Consider the following 20,149-nt stretch of genomic DNA (forward strand, 5'->3'; position numbering starts at 1 on the left):
TATATTTGTAATATTACACTTCGTTATGTTCAGAACCTCAATCATATACGGTGTCCTCGCTTTAGCGTTAGTCCTCGGGTTTTATGCCTGTGAAGATGAGAATGTAGAACCAGGACTGGAAATTAGGCAGATTTCCCGCCTTTACGTTTCTTTTGAAGAATATGGTACGACGGATGAGCGGGCAGATTCGAATATCCGTATCATTCAGCCGGCAGATTCATCCGTGTTTGCTTTTAGGGAAAGCCACGTATCCCAAGTGCAGGGTGGCGGACCAATTTATTTCAGTCCATTTGCGAAGACTATTTTCCAAGCGAGTGCTAATAGCGAGGAAATCAGTAATGGGCTTGATACCGTCATTGCTGCTGTTACTGTGCAACAAACAGGATTGTTAAATAATGCCGGAAACGGACTTCGGAGCAGATTCTACAATAAGGTGAGAGGCTTTGCATACCACGCTGCTACGCGATCTCTTTTGGTTGTCAATGGTGCAGGCGCAGACGCAGGAATATATATAGTCGATAACCCAAGCAGTACAGGGAACCAAAAACAACCTTATAAGAAGTTAATCAATTCGGGCCTTGACATGTGGGGAGCCGCCTATGCAAACGATAGGCTTTTTACCTCCAAAATAAGTGCGCCGGAGGGTATTTACATGTTCCAGAATTTGACGACGATGTCGGTAAGGGCGAGTGATTCCGTTGCGACGCTTAATCCCGTCCGTACATTACGAATTGAGAATGCCACGGCTAATCTGCGCGGGTTATGCTACGATACCATTAAGAATGTCATGGCTATTGCCGAAATGGGAGACGGGACAGTCGGTAGCGGACGAATCCTCCTATTCGATAACTTTTCCAATTTGATACAGGGAACGGCGGATGTAATCAGACCCTCCCGGGTGATTACGGGCGTTAATACCGGTTTAATTTCACCTGTTGATGTGGTCATTGACATGCGTGCGAGTGGTGTATATTTATATGTGGCTGATCGTGCGGCGAAAAAGGTATCACGATTTAGGTATACAGACGACGGAAATGTAGAACCAGAAGATGTAATTGACACTTCGGTATTGCGATTTGGTGAAACACCCGTTGGCTTAGCACTGGATGCGCGCGACGATTCTACGCTTGGTCGATGAGATCCAACAATAATTGTACCTCCTCACGCTTTTCGAGATTGTCTACGTATTCGTAAGCGGCAATGAGATTACGTAGAATACGCTTGATAACCTCCAAGTTACGGCACGGCTTCACATAATCATCTGTGGGAGGCAGATTTAGTTGTTGTAGGAAAGCAATAATATCTACTTCTCGCATAATCTGCCCGCGATTGAATACATTAATGTAAAAAAGTACCTCATCGGGTTTTTCCTCATTCATATAGGCCAGCACAAAGTGCTTTGGTAAATTAACGCCATAGATGGGGATGTCCAATCGTTGTGCAACGATGCTATAAACACAAGCGAGTGAAATAGGGTTTCCTTTTTTTGATTCCAGCACCTTGTTGATAAAAGAGTTTTGCGGCGCGTGAAAATCAGATGTATTGCCAGACAAGCCAAACTCACGGTATAGGATATTGTTTAACAGCTTTACCTTTTCAATCGGGCTCATGTCATACATCAAATGATACCAAGCGTTGCGACGTAGTTCGGCAAATTTCTCGTATACTTCGTCCTCGCTTAAATTGGGATATTGATAACGGTTTACGATAAGTAGTCCGTCAAGCAGATCCTCCTCGTTATTTAACTTCCATAATTGAAGGTCGTGTTTGACCTGATTGAATTGTATCTTGTGGATGATCTGCTCAACGCGTTCCTGTAATAACACATCAAAAGACTGTTCCCAAGATTCCTCCAACAACGGTATCACCTCGGGGCCACAAGTAATCAGCTTATCTTCCAAAGCCTGATAGATTTCCGCGTCCGGATCATCCAAGAGCGAAATCAGCGCCTTTAACTCCTGCTCGTTCATCTGTACTAAGATACGGGTTTTCTTTTATCTTTTTTTTCCGCAAAAAAAGATAGAAAAAAACTCGTCGCTGAAAACCTTTGGCATTTGGGATAGTACAATAATAATCCTCCTACATTTGCCAAAGCTTTTGAGGCGACCCATATTGTTAAGGGAGGTATGGTGCAAATGCGTAAATGAAAGCGATCAATATTGCTTAGCGGTTGTGCGGAGTTAAAACGACCTAGCATTGTTCCGTGGCCAGCTTTACGCAGACTGTTCCGTTAAAACAGCATGTTGTTTGACCGAAGGGAGTTTCATGCTGTTTAGGAATAGGCAAGTAAAGGTAGCGGAACAATGCAAGTCTTGATTTTTTTTGCTTCGTTTTTTTCATCAAGGAAAAAAATGAAGAGAAGAAACTACTTCACTTGCCCATCCAATAAATTAATAATCCGCTTGCCATATTCCGCATTTTTTTCTGAATGCGTGACCTGTATGATGGTCATGCCTTCTTCGTTAAGTTGCTTGAAAAGTGCCATGATCTCTTCGCCTTGTTTGGAGTTGAGATTGCCTGTTGGCTCGTCTGCTAGCAGTAATTTTGGTGAGGCAGCCAAGGCCCGGGCAATACCCACGATTTGCTGCTGCCCGCCGGATAGTTGTGCCGGGAATAAATCTTTCTTGCCCACAATGCCGAAGCGGTCCAGCATATCGCCGACGATAGCTTTTCTTTCCTTAGCGGATAGATTTTTATAAATTAAGGGTGTCTCGATATTTTCGTATACCGTTAGTTCGTCTATCAGATGATAAGACTGGAAAACGTAGCCCATATGCGATTGGAATAATGTTGTCCGCTTCTTTGGTTTTAAAGCCAATACGTCTTCGTCCATAAAATAATAATGCCCTTCGTTGGGTTCATCAAGCAAACCGATAACATTCAGAAGCGTAGATTTTCCGGAGCCAGATGGACCCATTATGGAAATAAAATCGCCTCTTTCAATTTGTAGATTAATATCTTTCAGGACAAAAGAGCGTGTACCACCTACATTATACCATTTAAAAATATGTTCTAGTTTGATCATTTTGTTTTATTCTTTATTCGTTTCTTAAACTATCGACGGGATTAGCGCGAGCCGCACGTATCGCTTGGGTGCTGACCGTAAATAGCGCAATGATAACTGCTATTATGCCAGTCAATATAAATATCCACCATGATGTATCTATTCGATAGGTGAAATCTTCTAGCCATTTGTTCATTGCCCACCATGCAATGGGAACAGCGATAATAATCGCAATAAAAACTAGTTTTACGAAATCCTTGCAAAGCATGGCTACTATTCCCGTAACGGATGAGCCGAGTACTTTCCGGATACCGATTTCCTTACTGCGTTGCTCTGCCATAAAAGCTGCAAGTCCAAACAATCCTAAACAGGCAATACCGGTGGCCATAGCCGCAAATGTTAGGCTTAGCCGGCTCATACGCCGCTCCGATTTGTACATACTATCAAAGGCTTCATCCATAAACCGATAATCGAATGCAAATCCGGGAGCTAGCTTATTCCACTTGTTTTCGATACGGCTGAGCAATAGCGGAAGATCGGTGGTTTCTATTTTAAATGCTGCCTGTGAAGGACTATGGCCTAAGAAAAAACCCAGTGGAGTAACCGGATCTCGGAGAGATTCAAAGTTAAAGTCTTTGATCACACCAATGACGTGAAATGATTCCATACCATCACCAAATTGGAAATGTATTTGTTGGCCAATAGGATCTTCCCCTAAACCAAAATGCTTAACAGCGGTTTCGTTTAAAATAACCGCCGCAGAATCAGCCCGTCGAGCGACAGCGAAATTACGTCCCGATACCAGCTCCAAATTTAACGTAGGGATATATTGTTCATCGATATGCCATGTTTGTAGCTGTACTGTATTGTTGGGCGTCATGACTGTCTCCTTGGAATAAGGATTGTCACTTCGGCTCGAATTGGAAACCGGGAGAAAGCCACTGATAGTACCTGTTTTAACGTTCGGGAGATTTAAAATCTCGTCCCGAAAGGCTTTCGTCTGATTTCCCAGCGCGTGGTAATCGTTAATTACAAGAATGTTCTCCCGCTCGTACCCTAGTTTTTTATGTTGGATATAGCGCAGCTGTGCGGTCACGATGAACGTGCCCACAATCAGCACAATCGATATGGTGAATTGAAAAACCACTAAACCACTTCGGAAGACGCTCTTTCCGGAGGAAATCACGGTATGCGATTTCAATACTTGTAGCGGATTAAATGCGGATAAATAAACAGCTGGATAGTAACCGGCTACCAGCCCAACGAATAATAAAAGAAGTGCAAATAGCGGAAGTGATCTGAAATTGATGATATCGTTTATTTTAAATTCCTTGCCGGATAGTTCGTTAAATAACGGTACGCTCAATGCAACAAGTACAATGGCGAGAATAATCCCTCCAAGCGCTAATAACAATGACTCTGCCAGGAATTGACCAGCTACACTACTTCTCGAAGCGCCCAATATTTTTTGGACACCCACTTCTTTTGCTCGGTTGGCCGACCGTGCCGTAGACAGGTTTATGAAATTGACACAGGCGATAAGCAAAATAAACAACGAAATAGCGCTGAAAATATAAACATATTGAAAACTGCTGTTAGGCCGAAGTTCTCCCCTCAGGTTGGAACGCAGATGGATGTCGGTGATCGGAATGGCATCGTAATGGAATACGTTTCCGTCTTTTCTGAATGATTCGATATCAGTGACATCCATATACCGTTTGGCTGCCGGAAGGCCGTGTTTGTGAACGTACGCTTCGAGATGGGTTTCCAATAGGGAGCGATCGGTCGCGTTTCTCAACAATATGTATGTCGTAAAGTTATGGGAGAGGAGTTCGCCCCAATTCCAGTAAGGGGCGTTTTCCATAGCAAACAGAAAGTCATAATTGAAATGACCGTTTCTAGGCATATCTTCGATTACTGCGGTGATCTGATAAACGGTGTTTCCGGCGTCGTTGGTCTCCAGTGTCTTTCCAACAACATCTGTCGAATCAAAGTAACGTTCAGCGGCTGAGCGGCTTAATACAACACTATTAGGTTCCGTCAAGGCTTGGTCAAGGTGGCCATGGAGAACTTGGTAGGAAAATATACGGAAAAATGAGGAATCAGCATGGGCAACGTGAGTCTCATTTATCCATTTGCCTGCTTTTCTTATTAATTTTGCACCAGCGGATGTATATAGCCGAGTGAAGTCTTCAACTTCCGTATATTCGTTTTTTAATATAGGACCTATCCCATCGCTCGTAAGGGCCATATCCATTTTGCTTTCACCGATATGGATATGTGTATTTAGACGAACGATACGATCCGCCTGGGTATGGAACTTATCATAACTAAGTTCGTCAAAAACATAGGTCGTGATAAATATAAAGCCGGCAAGTCCGAATGAAAGCCCAATAATATTGAGGAGGGTGAACATTCGGTTCTTTACCAGGTTACGGAAAGCAATTTTAAAAAAGTTCTTAATCATCTTGATTCGTCATGTCTGTTTCTGTCAAGACAATACCTACGCCATGAAATTAAAGTATTGATTGTTAGTTTTTTAAGTCGTTTTTGTGAGTATTGAAGCTGTTCGATATCGGACAGTGGTTGTTCGATGTCGGACAGCTAGAAAACACAATTACGTGTTCAATATCCGCCTGTATTCTTGTGCTAGCCGACTCAAACCCTCTTCTAGTAGCGCTCTGGGGCAGGCAATATTGATGCGGACGAAATGATCTCCCGCTTGGCCGTACTTTATCCCCGACTGTAACCACAAATTTTCCTGTTCAAGCAGCCTATCGGTAATCGTGGATGACGGCATATCCAAGGCAGCGCAGTCAAGCCAAACCAGATAGGTCGACTGTAGCGGAATGACCCGGAGTTGGGGAAGATGCGTCTGGCAGAAGTCCCTTAGGTATTGAAAGTTTTCATATATATATTCTTTTAAACTCTCCAACCAGTTCTCTCCCTTTTCATAAGCTACAATAAGGCTGTCGATGGCAAATATATTTAACATCGTCATTTCCCATTTCGTTAAGGTATGCTTTACCATCTTACGGAAAGACTCGTTTTCGGTAAAGAAATAAGCGACTTGTAAGCCCGCTAAGTTAAAGGTTTTGGTAGGGGAGGAGAACGTCATGGAGTTTCTGGCGTAAGCTTCCCCTAAAGAAGCAAACGGGACATGTTTGAAATCTCCATACACCAAATCCGAATGGATTTCATCGGACAGCACAACGACGTTATGGCGGATGCATATGTCACCAAGCTTTAGGAGTTCCTCCCGGGTCCATACGCGGCCGACAGGATTATGGGGGTTACTAAATAAAAGTACTTTTACGGCCGGATCGGCGGCTTTTTGTTCGAGATCTTCAAAATCAATTTTATAATTTCCGTTTTCGTACAGGAGGTTATTCTCCACGAGTTCATTGTGGCTTTGTTCAACGGTTATAAAGAAATGATTGTATACCGGAGGTTGGACAATGATTTTGTCACCTTTAGAAGTTAACGCTTCCACGGCCGCAGCAAGTGCCGGCATGACCCCAGGTGTAGCCACGATCCAGTCATTTTCCAACTGTAGTTCGTGTCTTTTCTTCCACCAATTCATAATTGCGTCATAAAAAGCGGCTGGTGTTTCGGAGTAGCCAAACACGCCATGTGAAGCACGGTCTACTAAGGCTTGAGTTATTTCAGGAGCTGTCTTAAAATCCATATCGGCAATCCACATCGGTAGGACGTCAGGTTTAGACCATTTTACACTACCCGTGTTTGTTCTGTCAATGATTTCGTCAAAATTATAAGTCATAGTATAGTTTTCCTTATTGTTGTTGTTATACAAACTTAAGGAATTACTCTTCTTCATTTTTTTCTTGATGAATCTTTCTTATACTCCTTTTTCTTGATAAAAAGGAGACAAAAATCAAGACTGAGTGTGTTTTTGCTATTTTTACTTGTTTATTCCTAAACAAAATAAACTCGCTATCGCTCAAACAGTATTTATTCATTAGCGTCTGCTTTTAATGGCATTCATGATTACTTTGTAATTTGTTTTAACGGAATAACCTTCGTAAAAATGGACACAAAAAAACACAAGGTCGTTTTATTCCACCTGATCACAATCAATAATTTTTCGCTTTCAACTACGCAATTGCACCATCCCTTCCTTAACATCCAAGGCCGCATCCGGATGATTGAAGTATGTAGAAATACTGTTTTTGCACTATCCACTATTTCAATCATACGAAGCGGCGATTTTTTGGCAAACTTTTTTCTAAAAAAAGTTGTTAAAATAAAATTATTCTATGATCAGATTAATCCCCGCCATTTCGGCTTTATACCTAATTTTTTCAACCAAACCATAATAGCTCCAATTCCGAAGTAAGAATTCATCCTCCTTCGCGACTTCCTCTTTACTGCTTTGGTTGACTAAGAGTAAAGTGCCTGCCTGTGCTTTTATACAGGTGTCGATAAGACGTCGACTGTAGAGATGTAGACGACTATCCACGTAACTGATTTCCTTTTTATTGAATTGTTCGAGGCTTTTTAGCTTTTTCTTTCGCCCCTTTCCACCTTTATTGAATGCTGCTGCTCGTTGGATACGGTGGCGTGCTGCTTGGATAGCCATCCGTCGGTAGAGGAACTCTTCTTTGTTACCGATTTGAAACTGGTCTTTGTTAATCTGCACGGTGATTGGATGCTCTACGGAGAGCGATGCCTCCGCGATAACGTGTTCCTTAAGCTCATGGTTTTTCTTTGGGAGTTCAAGCGCAAGTAATAAGAATAATTTGCCTTTCACAATCTGTAGTGAGCTGGCACAGATCTTTATCTGGCCAATAAGTGCCCGTTGCAATAATACGCGTTTGTCCGATCGGTCTTTGCCGAGGTAGGTACGAAATGGAATCTTGAACAAGGAGAATTTAAAGTCTTTACTTTTTTCGTCGTTACTTAAATTGATCTGTTTACCGGAGAAGGGGATAGGCATGGTTTTCTTGAAATTGCGTATTGACTTTTCTCCTTTCCAATAGGCCGAGCGGTCTGTATTGAAGGTTTTGATGAGCGACATATTGATGTTAGAAAGGATATCAGACGGAATTTCGCCTTTAAAGTATCGGGATAGGATCTTGTATGTGGTGTTCATACGGGATGTATTCAATATCCCTTCGGGATCTTTATTGTTATCGGCGAGTTTAACTTTGATATCTTCCTTTAAATAGATGAAATCTTTGATGTTTTCTTGGATGTATTGGTGTGTCAATACTAAGTTAGAACCGCGGTACACCATATCCTGCCAGGTAAACAATTTCTTAAAATAGGCAGTGCGTTTCTCTTTATCGTCGCAATCGACAAACACCTGTATTTTTCGGGTCAAAATGATCGTATCTGTAGCCATATGGGTGTGTGTTTTATGCTGTCTTTTTGGTTTGCTTTATTTTTGCGTGTGCTTCTATAAAGAGCTTTTTTACGACAGCGGGATTTAAATTCAAGGTTTCAGCTATTTGGTCGAAGGAAAATTGTAGATCGTAGCGCATGCGGAATATTTCTTCTTGCTGTTCATTGATTTCACCTTGGACCACATACTTGGAAGAACTGCTTAGCTTTTCCATTTTTTCAGCACTTTGAAAAATATGCCGTAGCGTTTCGATGGTTTTCTCGACCTGGAGGCTCACCTCGTAATCAGAGATACCACCCAAGTAATAGGCGATACGCTCATAATTGAAGCTATATTTCAAACAGAGTTGCAGAAAGAGCTGTTGTTCTTTTCGCAGGTGGGGTAGGATCTTTTCGATCTTTTGTAGTTTTTCTTTCTTTTCTTCTTCCAGCTGTTCGAGATAGACGAGATCTTGTTCTTCCTCCTCGTTCTCTAGCTCGTATCCTAATAAGAATTCTTGATAATCCTCGATACCGTCAAGCCGTAGGAGGCTGCGGTGGAATCGATTTCTGGTTTTGCTATAGAAAGCATTGATGGCGGCTTTCACCTGTGTCTTCAGAAACTGAAAAAGCTCTTCTTCGGATTATAAGTTTTCCCGAAACAACCATAATCGGAGGAATGCTTCCTGCGCGATGCTTTCCGCGACGCACACATCCTGTGTTGCTTTTTCGGTACGGAAAGCGAGATAGCCGTAATATCTTTTGTAAAAGAAATCCAGCCCTTTCTCTTGGCCATTTTGTAATAAAGCCAGATGTATGGCTGTGCTGTTTAATTTGTTTGGTTTATGCATCGTTCTGTTGTTGATTAGTAACCTATCCTATAACAGCTTTCCGCAGTCCCGGTGGTCTTTGCTAGTCGTTTTCAGGCAGGACTGCGTAGGCTGTTTTTATGCGTTCGATGCGTATTGGTGTTTTTCTATTCAGGACTGTCTTATGTTGTTGTGTGTACATTTTTACCTGTGATTGTCAAAATCTGTTTTTGAACGGATCACGTTCTTGTTGTGTGTGCACTTTTTAAGTGTGGTTGGTTATAAATGTTATTAAAGTGCTAATCCGGCGAACGGAGTTGTGTATACCTTTCAAAATGTGATCTGTAACACCGGAGTATCTGGGAAAGCGTATAGTTGTGTATACCTTTCAGATTGTGGTCTGTAACACCGTGGTGGTTTTGTTCGTTTTCATAATCTGTTGTGTATACCTTTCAAATAATGGTCTGTACCCCCTCTAGAGCAACTTCAGATATCGTTAAAGATATGTTGTGCATACCTTTCAAATGGTGGTCACTGCGAGTCTAAAGAAACCATCGTGGGGAACAATGGTATTTGTAACGCTAGAATAAAAATGCCAATCCTATCGGATACTCACTGTAAGTCACTTGATCGTAAAAGGGTATTTAGTGAGTGGCGAATTGCCCTCACCTTACGGCGCCACAAGGAGCCTCGTTTTGATATTATTTCTTGCTTTCGCGTATTGCCAGCGTCCTCTCTGAGCACAAAAAAATGTAACGGTATAACATTGCGCAACCGCAAATATACCATGCAATGGTAGCAAACAGGGGGTCAAATCGTGCCATTTTTTTACGCTTTTGCCCATATTTTTGTCACAATTTGACCCCCTCATTAACGCAACAAGGTGATTTTGTGGCTTTAGGGGTCAGAAACGCAGGTTTTAAAAGTTTGTCAAATTTATTTTTTTCACCACAAAAAATACTTTTTTCACTAATAAAACTTCTTTATTGTCCACAAAAATGTTCATTTGCTTTAACAAATAAACGTGATGAACTATAAACTGATTCGTATTCCAGAAATAGAAACATAATGAACTAACAAAACTTCTTTCTTGTTTACAAAAATGTTCTTTTACTTTAACAAATAAAGGTGATGACATATAAAGCGATTGTTGCTCCAGAAATAGAAACATAATGAACTAACAAAATTTCTTTCTTGTTTATAAAAAATTGCTTTTGGTCTGACAGACAATTCTGTCGGCATGCAAAAACAGCTCTTACCCCTAGAAGTGTAGCGGCAAGACTCTGTTGCGTATACCCATTGCATGGTTATCGGTTAAAGACCAGACGCTTGCAACAGCAAGAAAACTTTAAAATGAAAAGGTATTTAGTGAGTGGTAAATCTCCCTCACCTCACGGCGCCACAAGGAGCCTCGTTGTTGTTTAATAGCTATGCGATACGCCTAGCTTGTATGTTATTCGTTTCATGCTCGGAAGTTTGTATTTTTTAGTTCCTAACTCCTAACCCCTGATTTCTAACTCCTAAATAGCCTTTCACAATGTGGTCAGTAACACCAGAGTTCACTCCTTCCGAAAAGTTAACCAAGTTGTGTATACCTTTCAAAATGTGGTTAGTAACACCGTCAGTAACGTTATTCTGGCGAACACTTTAGTTGTGTATACCTTTCAAAATGTGGTTAGTAACACCATTCCATGATGCCTGCCACGCCATGATTGAGTTGTGTATACCTTTCAAAATGTGGTTAGTAACACCTGTACCACTTTCCGCCACATTGCCCCGTAAGTTGTGTATACCTTTCAAAATGTGGTTAGTAACACCATTTAGTATTGACAACATAAATAAAGCCTGGTTGTGCATACCTTTCAAAATATGATTATTGACTCACGCCGACCTCTTGCCGAATATTGACATACAAGGAGTGTACAGTTCCACAAAGACTGACAATTGTGCATACCTTTCATATTGTGGTCTGTGACGGCTGTTTTGATATTCAAGGTCGGTTTAGCAGAGTTGTGTATACCTTTCAAAACATTGAAAGATAATTACGTAAAGAAAAGGTATTTAGTGAGTGGGAAATGCCCTCACCCTACGGCGCTACAAGGAGCCTCGTTGTTGTTTAATAGCTATGCGATACGCCTAGCTTGTATGTTATTCGCTTCATGCTCGAAAATTTGTATTTTTAGTTTCCTAGTCCCTAACTCCTAATCCCTAAACAGCTTTTCAAAAAATGTGGTCAGTAACACCACTACCCTACGTGTCGCTTTTTCAATTAACGTTGTGCATGCCTTTCAAATTGTTATCTGTGCCCTTCCCTTCTCCTTGTCTCCATCAGGTATCACCACGTTGCGCATACCTTTTTCAATAGCTCAGAAGCATGTGGGCGCAACTTTAGACCTGAGAATCTTTTGACAGCGGACAGCTTTCATTTTTTTTTACTCCCACAATATTATAAATAAATAAAACACCAATACGTCAAAGAACAACGTGATTCCCGATATGGCTATTGCCATAATGAAAGGCATACCCAAGTCACGCCACTTTATATGGCAAGAGAATCGAAAAATACGTTATGGAATCCTATATGTTTCTAATTGGTTTTCTACTTATGCACATACGCTTTGCATGCATATAGGACAAAAAATACTGAAACCGGTTGTTGCTTATTAAACCGGAGACTTGATAATATTTCTGTAACTAAACTTGGTTGTCATACAATAAAGTTAGTTGGTTCATGGTCAAATATACAACAGTTTTTATTTTAAAGCAAATTAAATGAATTTATTTTTATAGTTTTTATTTGCGCAAATAGTTTGCTGTTCAATATTTGCTATTATTATTAAGGACTTGGCGAATCGCCTTAGGCAGCTCTTCTATTTCATTACGGCCAGTTTCTGTTCGCCGTTGTTCGCAAAGCGGTAATCCATTCACCGATTTTTTTGCCGTAGTTACCGAGAAATGTAGGCGCCTGGTCTAATCGTTATTCGGTAAATCTGTACGCCGACCTACCTTTGAGATATCAAATAAGAAATAACAGAGATTAAATATAAAACATTAAAAAACTACAGACATATGAAAACGACATTAAAAACTATCGCAGCGGCATTGATCATGGTAACATCCCTAAGCTCCTTTGCTTCGACGAAGGCCAACCCTTTGAAAGACGTTGAATCAAATATGGTGATAGGTACCTATCTGGAAGCTGTTACCGTGGGTAGCATCGACCTAAACAAATTCCTTTTCGCAGACGACTTTGAGTACCGCAATGTGAACAACAACGACCGCGCAGGCAAAAAGGAATATATCAAGTTCCTAAAGGCCAACAAAAATAGGCAATATAACTGCAAGAGCAACTATGAAATCCTATCGCAGGATGGAAAGGTGTGCATGGCGAAGGCAACGATGGTATTCGATAACTTCACCCGCGTAGACTATATTACCTTGAACCAAGGCAAAGACGGTTGGAAAGTAAGCAAAGTGGAAACGACCTATCCATAGGAAACTTTAGATTTTTGTTTCAATAGGGGACATGTCGTGAGATATCTCCCGATGTTTAGTTTAGTTAGCAAAGCCTGCGTCTGCAGGCTTTGATTTTTTTAAGGATTGTTTTCGTTCTTCTATTTCATCAACGGATAAACTTGTGGCTTGGACGATATCTTCCATAGCCATATCTATCATAAATCTGCCTGTTTTGTCGTCATGTTAGACTCAGACTTAACACGGACTCAGCAAGGAGAGAATACGGATTCATCTGCTCTCGGTATCGAAGCATGAGTGAATCATATTACTCGTCCCTCAAGCTATCTACTGGATTAGCTTTTGCTGCCCGGACAGTTTGAACGCTGATCGTTACCAACGTAATCAATAAGCCGATAAAGCCCGCAAGGGCAAACATCCACCATTGCAATGCTATCCGGTAAACGAAATCGTCCAACCATCTACTCATCAGATACCAACCCACGGGCATGGCGAAAAGAAACGCCAGGCAAACCCATCTGACGAAATCTTTTGATAATAAAAGCGTAATACCAGCGATACTCGCGCCTAATACTTTCCGGATACCTATTTCTTTGGTGCGTTTAACAACCATAATCGATAATAACCCTAGAAAACCTAAAGAACTTATGATAATAGAAATAGCGGCAGCTATCCATATCAGTTTTTCCAATAAGGCTTCTTTTTGGTATAGACTGCCAATCTGATCGTCATAAAATTTATAATCAAAAAGCTCGTTTGGATACCATTTTTTCCATTCTTGTTCCAAATCATCGAGTAATTGATCCGGACGATTCCCAAGATATTTTATCGCTATGTTTTTAATACGTACCCTATTATATCCGATAACGGTAGGCGATATACCTTCTTTTAAAGAATTGGTGTTGAAATCGCGAACCACACCGACAATTTTTCCCTGGTATTTATCATTCAAACCGCCGGCATGTAAATCTTTTCCGATGATCTCGTGATAATTTTGGTAGCCTAGGTTTTTGGCCATCTTTTCGTTTATCAAAAACTCGGGATGCTGTTCATTGTCTTTGAAATTATGCCCGGCCAACAATTGTATGCCGAATGTTTTGATGTAGCAGGAATCCCCAATGGCATAGCGCGGTGCCCAGGTTTCCCATTCTGCCCTGCCATCAAACTTGAACGTCCCTCCCCAAACTTTATCGTTTGATGGTGGGTTATCACAAAACGTAAAAGCCTGAATGTCACTACGACGTCGGAGAAAGGCACTCATCTTTTCGGTATCGTCCTGCATTTCGTTCTTTAACGGAAAGACAAGCACGGTTTCCCTATCAAAACCCATATCGGTGTTTTTGAGATAACGGACCTGACTAACAATAACAATGGTAGAGGCGATTAATGTTAAAGCAAGAACATTTTGAAATACGATCAATGTTTTTCGTCCTAGTCCCCAGTAGCCCACGACCTGTTTCTTTAATGCAGCCTGAATCTGCGTTTTATGGAGAAAAAATGCGGGAAAGATGCTTGTTATCACACAGATGGAAAGCCAGGCGGCAAAGGAAATAAAGAATAATTTGGATACCGATAATATCTGTAACGGTTCGTTGGCGAACAGATAATGGTTGCTCCAGTCAATGGCTAACCATAGAAATAGCCAGGCCAATAACCAAGCAAAGAAGGAAATCAGTAACGACTCTATCAGAAACTGGAGGAATAATTGTCGTTTTGAACTTCCCAGCACCTTTCGGATTCCCATTTCTGTACTTCTGTAGAGCTGCTGGGCGGAAACCATATTCGTATAGTTGATACCTGCCATAAATAGGATGCCTATGGCGATCACGGTCAGTATCCCTAAAAGGGAAAATTGCGTAGCCTTTCCATAATCCATATCGAAATGGAAAGCTGTCAAAGGAAGCAGTTTATACGTATAATATTCCAGCACATCTTTATGCCAATGCTTTGCTATCAGTTCTCGGATACCCGCTTCTACCCTCGTTTTGTCCTCGGCTTGACGTAAGGTCAAAAGGATATTGTTGGTTGAATTGGTATTCCCCCAATTATGAAAGAAACCATCATCTTGAGGGATTTGTCGAAGTTCGCTCGCGGAGGCGAGTGAAAAATATATCTCGGACCGAAAATCGGAGTTCTTCCGACTATCGTCGATAATGCCTACCACTGTTACAGGGAATTTACTTTCTACCCAAATCGTTTGTCCCATAGCTTCCTCGTTACCGAAAAAGCTTTTTGCCATGGATTTTGTTAAAGCTACCGTTCCGGGCTCGTCCAACTGTTCGGGACTTCCTGCTAACCATGGAAAAGCCATGATTTCAAAATAATCAGAAGAGGTGAAGCTGGCTTTACCGTTTGTTTTTCTAAGTTCCTTGCCTATTTTTAACGTAAAATCCTGCTTGTCCATGTATAGTGCCGCTTTTTCTACTTGGGGTAATTCTTGTCGGATAGCGTTGTACATTGCATAAGAACCACCCTTACTATGCTCGGTCTGGTCGAGGTGCAAGTCTTGCACTATGATAAAGGTGCGTTCGGCATTAAGGTGAAATCGATCAAAACCCAGCTGGTAACTATTGAACGTATAAATAAATAGACAAACAGCTATAGCCAAACCGAGACCCACTACATTTATCGTGAAATGAAACCGATATTTCGCGATTTGACGGAGAGCCGTTTTAATATATATCGTGATCATTTTCCTAGTTTTATTCTTTTATAAAAAACGGGAAGGATTACTCATCCCTCAAGCTATCTACTGGATTAGCGCGAGCAGCCTGTATGGCTTTGAAGCTGATCGTGAGCAGTGCTGTAACAATAGTCGCAAGGCCGGCCAATGCCAACATCCACCATTGCAAATCGATGTGATAGGCGAAATTCTGGAGCCAACTTTTCATTATCCACCAGGAGAGCGGTGCAGCCAGCAGGAAAGCAAGCATCACCAATTTTACGAAGTCTTTTGAAAGCAGCAACACAATACTCGAAACCGAAGAGCCCAATACCTTACGGATGCCAATTTCTTTTATCCGTCTGTTTATCGTTAATAACGCCAACGCAAAAAGACCCAAACAAGATATGGCAATCGCAATAAGCGCCGCGCTGATGACGATACGGGAGAAGCGTTGTTCATTTCGGTAGAGGTTTTGCGTATTCTCATCTAGGTAAGAGGGAGATACATTTGCTTTGGGATTTATCTTTTTCCAGCTATCTTCTACCTCTTGAATGGTTGCAGCAAGGTTATCCGTGTTTACCCGTACAAAAATATAGGCAATCGAGAATATATTGGGATTTATGGACAGTGTTAAGGGGTTAACTTTGTTTCGCAAATCTTGAAAATTAAAATCATCGATGACGCCTATTACCTGCGGGTTTCCGTCTATCTCGATATTTTTCCCTAGGGCATTCGTTACGCCACCTAATTGTTCCGCCATCTGTTTATTGATTAATACCGCGGCTGTGTCTGTTGAAAAAGCACGGTCGAAATCCCGTCCGGCTACTAATTTGATACCTAACGTCTTCAAATAATCGTAGTCTACACGCATAAAGTTGGTATACACTTGTCTTCCCTCGTAGTCAAAGCCGAAACGGCTCGTGGTGACACTGCCATCCCGTCCCCGGCCTATATTAACATCCGATGCGCTGACGCCCCTAACCCAGGGCTGTGCCGCTAGCTCGAAACGCATCTGTGAAAGTGCACGCTCGGCGTCTATACCGTTGCCGATAGGAATACTGATAACTTCCGATTTATTGAAACCTAGCGGACGGTTGCTCAGAAAATTTAGTTGGGAACTCACTACGATGGTGGCGACAATCAGCACGATAGCGATAGAAAATTGTAAAATGGTTAGGCTATTACGCAGTAATCCACTTTTTATACTGGCAGTACCTTTTAATGTTTGTATAATGTTGATGCGGGCAATGCGCAAAGCCGGATACCCGCCTGCAACCAGTGTCACCACGCAAAATACCGATAAAAAAATGGTAAGATTGGCCGATGTAAACAATTGCAGTATCGTCAGCTTGTAATTCATGTGGGCATTGTATTCTTTGAGAATGACCCATGCGAAACCTAAGCCGATAGCCAAGGCGATAAGACAGAGTAAAAAAGATTCTGTCCACAACTGACTAACGAGTTGCCGTGTCGAGCCACCTAGTGTTTTGCGGGTGCCGATTTCTTTGTTGCGTGCGAGCGAATTCGCTAAAGAAAGGTTGATAAAGTTAGAACAGGCGATAAAAAGTATAAGCCCTGCAATAAGAAGTAGTATCCATGGAAACAAGGGTGAGCCACCATTGCCCAGCCCCAGGTCGTTGAGATGATAGCGATCCAGTGGCAACAAATGCAACGAGATATAATCTCCGTTTTCATCCGCTACAGCGCCGTCTCGTTTTAACATATCGCTGCTATTCTTGTAGTGTAGCTGCATGAAAGGACGGCTAGTGGCGGTAAATGCAGCGTCATCTATTTTAGAGGAACTTAATTTAACGAATACGGCATGGTCTTCATGCTCCCAGTCGTCAATTTGGGCTACATAATTCGGTTTTTGTTCGAACCGCAGCAGGGTATTGAACGTCAGACTAGAGTTAGACGGAGGTGTCTCTACCACCGCAGAGACTGTTTTGGATTCCCACTCACCGTTGACATAGACCTCTACGTCTTTTCCGACCACATCGGTATTGTTGAACAGGTTGTTTGCCATAACCGCATCCAGCACGATGTTGTCCAAGCCTTCCAGCGCCTGCTGGTCGCCTGCTAATATCGGAAAACTGAAGATGGAGAGAAAGTCTGCGTCGACAAATTTGTTATTCGACTCAAATAGCCTATCGCCCTGACGCAACACGATGCCTGCATTGTAATAACGGCTAATCCGTTCGATATCGGGCAGCGCTGTTTTCAGCATCGGCGCAAATGGGGTAGATACTGTCGAACTATACCGCAGACCACTTTCGGGTTGCGTTTTAAAATAAACTAGACCGATACGCTCCTTTTCTTCATGAAAATCATCGAACGACAGTTCGAACATAGCTGTGAGATAGAGCAATGTAGCCGTAGCGATGGCAAAGGCCAATCCAAAAATATGGATTCCGCTTAATAGTTTGCTCTTGCTGATATTCCGCCAAGCGATTTTTATATGGTTCTTGATCATGATTTTAGGTTTTACTCATTCCTTAAACTATCTACTGGATTAGTGCGTGCAGCCTGTATGGCTTGTGTACTGACAGTGAACAGTGCTATAACAACCGCTATTCCGCCCCCAAGAGCTAATATCCACCACTGCATATCAATGCGATAAGTATAATCTTCCAACCAATTATTCATCGCCCACCAAGCAATAGGAGAGGCGAGTAGCAAGGAAATGATTACCAATTTGACAAAATCCCCGGACAGCATGGTACTGATGCCGGTTACGGAAGCGCCCAACACTTTACGGATACCGATTTCCTTCATGCGTGTTTCTGCAATATAGGAAGCCAGCCCGAATAGCCCCAAGCAAGAAATGAAAATTGCCAGTAGGGAGAACACAAGAGCTAAAGTTCCCATTTGCTTCTGTTTATGGAATTTTTGGGTATACTGCTCATCAACAAATCTATAACTAAACGGATAGGCAGGATTAAATTTCTTGATGGTTTTTTCAATACCTTGCAGATTTTGTGCCATGGAAAGCTGGCGATTGGTACGCACAACAATATTTAACAAGTAGCGTTTCGAAGGATAAACCAATAGCGGTTTGATATCTTCATAAGGTGATCCGATAATATGATCTTTTATAACACCTGCGATAGTGTAGGTTTCGTCTCCCCATTTCAGATATTTACCGACTGGGTTTTCAAGTTCCATGCGCTTGATAGCCGTTTCGTTAAGCAGGACAGAGGCGCTGTCCGCAGGTAAGCGGGCATAATCAATATCACGTCCTTCAAGTAGGGTAAGCCCTAATGTTTCTACGAAATCACTTTCTACACGTGCGAGCGCAAAGGAGCTATTGCTCTCTTGTTCCGGCGTAGCTCCTTCCCAGGAAAACCTTCCGGCATCAGATGCATAATCTCCGGTGATAGTCCATCCCGTGCGTGTCACATTGCTTGCCAGCTGGTTCCGTAGTAGTTCTGCTTTAATAGCTTCGTAATTTTTGTCCATTTCACCTTCTGTAGGTATTTCTATTAATTGCGATGCATTGTATCCCATTTGCCGTTCTCCTGCGAAGTCGATTTGTAACCGAATGACCAAAGTGGCAACAATTAGAAAGACCGCAATGGCGAATTGCATGACCACCAACCCCTCACGGAGATTGAGTAAATGCTGTGGTTTGCGGACAACTCCTTTTAAGGTTTTTATGGGTTGGAATGCAGAAAGTACAAAAGCAGGATAAACGCCTGCAAGAAATCCCGTGATAAGAATAAAAGCAAGTCCCGTTCCCCAGATCATCGGATTAGTCCACGCTACTACCAATGGTTTATCCAAGAGGGTGTTAAAAAGAGGTAAAAAGAAAATTGTTAAAACGATAGCAATTATGCCTGCAAGAAAAGCTAATAGAATAGATTCAAACAAAAACTGGCTGACTAATGTTTTCTTTCTTGCACCTACTACTTTGCGTACACCCACCTCCTTACTCCGTTTTTGGCTCCGCGCCGTGCTGAGGTTCATAAAGTTGATACAAGCAATCAGCAGGATTAACAAGCCAATGCCGCCAACTAAACGAACCTGTTCAATCTTTCCACCCACAGCTACGCCGTTCTCAAAGCGGGAATACAAATGCATCTTTGACATTGGATAGAGAAATATAGACATCCATTTTTTCTCTGGCGCATTTGCTTGCAATAAAGACTGTATCTTTTTGTTGAAATCCTTCACATCAGTGCCATCTCGAAGAGAGACAAAAGTGTAGTACGTGCTCGTATTCCAGTCATTACCATATAGCTTTTCCTTGATAAGCGGAATCAGATAGGTAAAGTCAAAATCAGTATAGCTGGGCAAATCCTCAATGATTCCGCTAACTTTATAGGGTTCATCTATGCCCATAATCACGATTTTATCCATGGGATTTTCATTACCGAACAGTTTCTTTGCAAGGCTTTCCGTGAGGACAATATTATTTGGCTCGTCCAACATTTGGCCGACTGTTCCCTGTACGACCGGGAAATCGAAAATATTTAGGAAATCAGGATCTACTTCATTACCTTTCGATTTGATACGCTGTTCTCCGTATGTGAATAGATCGTCACTGGACCAATACATACGGGCAGCATGTTCCACTTCAGGATACCCTGTCTTGAGTGCCTTTGCCGGCGCCCCCATGGTAATGTCGTGTACACGTATCTCGTTGTCTTTATCTGTACGGTTCCAAAGCTTATAAATATTCTCCTTGTTACTATAAAAATTGTCATACAAGAATTGGTTCTGTACCCATAAGGCGATCAACAGCACGGCTGCCATACCGATAGCCAGTCCGATGATATTGATAGTAGAAAAGCCTTTATTTTTCAAAAGGCTACGCCAAGCGATTTTTATATGGTTCTTGATCATGATCTTAAT

Annotated in this window: 13 protein-coding genes; 2 read left to right on the forward strand and 11 right to left on the reverse strand. The window is 41.9% G+C overall.

All coding sequences use genetic code 11. The annotated features are described in order from the left end of the window. The first annotated feature begins 25 nt into the window (after positions 1-25). Positions 26-1,138 carry a hypothetical protein gene (locus C5749_RS15865; RefSeq protein ID WP_105727208.1) on the forward strand — a complete coding sequence of 371 codons (1,113 nt, stop codon included), beginning with the start codon at positions 26-28 and terminating at the stop codon, positions 1,136-1,138. Here the strand turns inward: C5749_RS15865 and C5749_RS15870 are convergent. The 8 genes from C5749_RS15870 to C5749_RS19985 all read right to left on the reverse strand — a co-directional run bounded on the left by C5749_RS15870 (position 1,122) and on the right by C5749_RS19985 (position 10,992). Further along, positions 1,122-1,970, reverse strand: a complete 849-nt coding sequence (locus tag C5749_RS15870) for a transglutaminase-like domain-containing protein (RefSeq protein WP_105727209.1) — start codon at positions 1,968-1,970, stop codon at positions 1,122-1,124. The two genes, C5749_RS15865 and C5749_RS15870, sit on opposite strands and share 17 nt — an antisense overlap. Positions 1,971-2,365: 395 nt before the next feature. Beyond that, positions 2,366-3,025 carry an ABC transporter ATP-binding protein gene (locus C5749_RS15875; RefSeq protein WP_105727210.1) on the reverse strand — a complete coding sequence of 220 codons (660 nt, stop codon included), beginning with the start codon at positions 3,023-3,025 and terminating at the stop codon, positions 2,366-2,368. A gap of 13 nt (positions 3,026-3,038) precedes the next feature. After that, on the reverse strand, positions 3,039-5,471 hold the full coding sequence (locus tag C5749_RS15880; RefSeq protein WP_105727211.1) for an ABC transporter permease: 2,433 nt from the start codon (positions 5,469-5,471) through the stop codon (positions 3,039-3,041). A 150-nt stretch (positions 5,472-5,621) separates the two neighbouring features. After that, positions 5,622-6,842, reverse strand: a complete 1,221-nt coding sequence (locus tag C5749_RS15885; protein ID WP_219848012.1) for a MalY/PatB family protein — start codon at positions 6,840-6,842, stop codon at positions 5,622-5,624. Positions 6,843-7,274: 432 nt separating this feature from the next. Further along, positions 7,275-8,369 carry a hypothetical protein gene (locus C5749_RS15890; protein ID WP_105727213.1) on the reverse strand — a complete coding sequence of 365 codons (1,095 nt, stop codon included), beginning with the start codon at positions 8,367-8,369 and terminating at the stop codon, positions 7,275-7,277. A 13-nt stretch (positions 8,370-8,382) separates the two neighbouring features. After that, on the reverse strand, positions 8,383-8,955 hold the full coding sequence (locus C5749_RS15895) for an RNA polymerase sigma factor (protein ID WP_105727214.1): 573 nt from the start codon (positions 8,953-8,955) through the stop codon (positions 8,383-8,385). Positions 8,956-8,991: 36 nt separating this feature from the next. Continuing rightward, complete coding sequence (locus C5749_RS15900) at positions 8,992-9,198, reverse strand: RNA polymerase sigma factor (RefSeq protein WP_105727215.1); 207 nt, start codon at positions 9,196-9,198, stop codon at positions 8,992-8,994. A gap of 1,605 nt (positions 9,199-10,803) precedes the next feature. After that, positions 10,804-10,992, reverse strand: coding sequence for a hypothetical protein (locus C5749_RS19985; RefSeq protein ID WP_425443449.1), 189 nt, complete (start codon positions 10,990-10,992; stop codon positions 10,804-10,806). A gap of 1,233 nt (positions 10,993-12,225) precedes the next feature. Here C5749_RS19985 and C5749_RS15910 point away from each other — a divergent pair. After that, the gene (locus C5749_RS15910; RefSeq protein WP_105727217.1) at positions 12,226-12,651 is read left to right on the forward strand and encodes a nuclear transport factor 2 family protein; all 426 of its coding nucleotides are present in this window, start codon (positions 12,226-12,228) and stop codon (positions 12,649-12,651) included. Positions 12,652-12,937: 286 nt separating this feature from the next. Here the strand turns inward: C5749_RS15910 and C5749_RS15915 are convergent, their stop codons facing one another. Genes C5749_RS15915 through C5749_RS15925 form a run of 3 tightly spaced genes read right to left on the reverse strand, consistent with a single transcriptional unit; the run spans position 12,938 to position 20,140 of the window. Then, positions 12,938-15,322 (reverse strand): ABC transporter permease, encoded by a 2,385-nt coding sequence (locus C5749_RS15915; protein WP_105727218.1) that lies wholly within the window; start codon positions 15,320-15,322, stop codon positions 12,938-12,940. Positions 15,323-15,359: 37 nt separating this feature from the next. Further along, positions 15,360-17,768 (reverse strand): ABC transporter permease, encoded by a 2,409-nt coding sequence (locus C5749_RS15920; RefSeq protein WP_105727219.1) that lies wholly within the window; start codon positions 17,766-17,768, stop codon positions 15,360-15,362. Positions 17,769-17,779: 11 nt separating this feature from the next. After that, positions 17,780-20,140 (reverse strand): ABC transporter permease, encoded by a 2,361-nt coding sequence (locus C5749_RS15925; RefSeq protein WP_105727220.1) that lies wholly within the window; start codon positions 20,138-20,140, stop codon positions 17,780-17,782. Between the last annotated feature and the right edge of the window lie 9 nt (positions 20,141-20,149).

It is taken from the genome of Sphingobacterium gobiense (assembly GCF_002980575.1).
GTDB lineage: Bacteria > Bacteroidota > Bacteroidia > Sphingobacteriales > Sphingobacteriaceae > Sphingobacterium > Sphingobacterium gobiense.

Excerpts from the sequence above, each read along its gene's own strand:
- C5749_RS15890 (WP_105727213.1), bottom strand. The coding sequence starts at position 8,369 with ATGGCTACAGATACGATCATTTTGACCCGAAAAATACAGGTGTTTGTC.
- C5749_RS15875 (WP_105727210.1), bottom strand. The coding sequence starts at position 3,025 with ATGATCAAACTAGAACATATTTTTAAATGGTATAATGTAGGTGGTACA.
- C5749_RS19985 (WP_425443449.1), bottom strand. The coding sequence starts at position 10,992 with ATGTTGTCAATACTAAATGGTGTTACTAACCACATTTTGAAAGGTATA.
- C5749_RS15880 (WP_105727211.1), bottom strand. The coding sequence starts at position 5,471 with ATGATTAAGAACTTTTTTAAAATTGCTTTCCGTAACCTGGTAAAGAAC.
- C5749_RS15870 (WP_105727209.1), bottom strand. The coding sequence starts at position 1,970 with ATGAACGAGCAGGAGTTAAAGGCGCTGATTTCGCTCTTGGATGATCCG.
- C5749_RS15925 (WP_105727220.1), bottom strand. The coding sequence starts at position 20,140 with ATGATCAAGAACCATATAAAAATCGCTTGGCGTAGCCTTTTGAAAAAT.
- C5749_RS15885 (WP_219848012.1), bottom strand. The coding sequence starts at position 6,842 with ATGAAGAAGAGTAATTCCTTAAGTTTGTATAACAACAACAATAAGGAA.
- C5749_RS15900 (WP_105727215.1), bottom strand. The coding sequence starts at position 9,198 with ATGCATAAACCAAACAAATTAAACAGCACAGCCATACATCTGGCTTTA.
- C5749_RS15915 (WP_105727218.1), bottom strand. The coding sequence starts at position 15,322 with ATGATCACGATATATATTAAAACGGCTCTCCGTCAAATCGCGAAATAT.
- C5749_RS15920 (WP_105727219.1), bottom strand. The coding sequence starts at position 17,768 with ATGATCAAGAACCATATAAAAATCGCTTGGCGGAATATCAGCAAGAGC.
- C5749_RS15865 (WP_105727208.1), top strand. The coding sequence starts at position 26 with ATGTTCAGAACCTCAATCATATACGGTGTCCTCGCTTTAGCGTTAGTC.
- C5749_RS15910 (WP_105727217.1), top strand. The coding sequence starts at position 12,226 with ATGAAAACGACATTAAAAACTATCGCAGCGGCATTGATCATGGTAACA.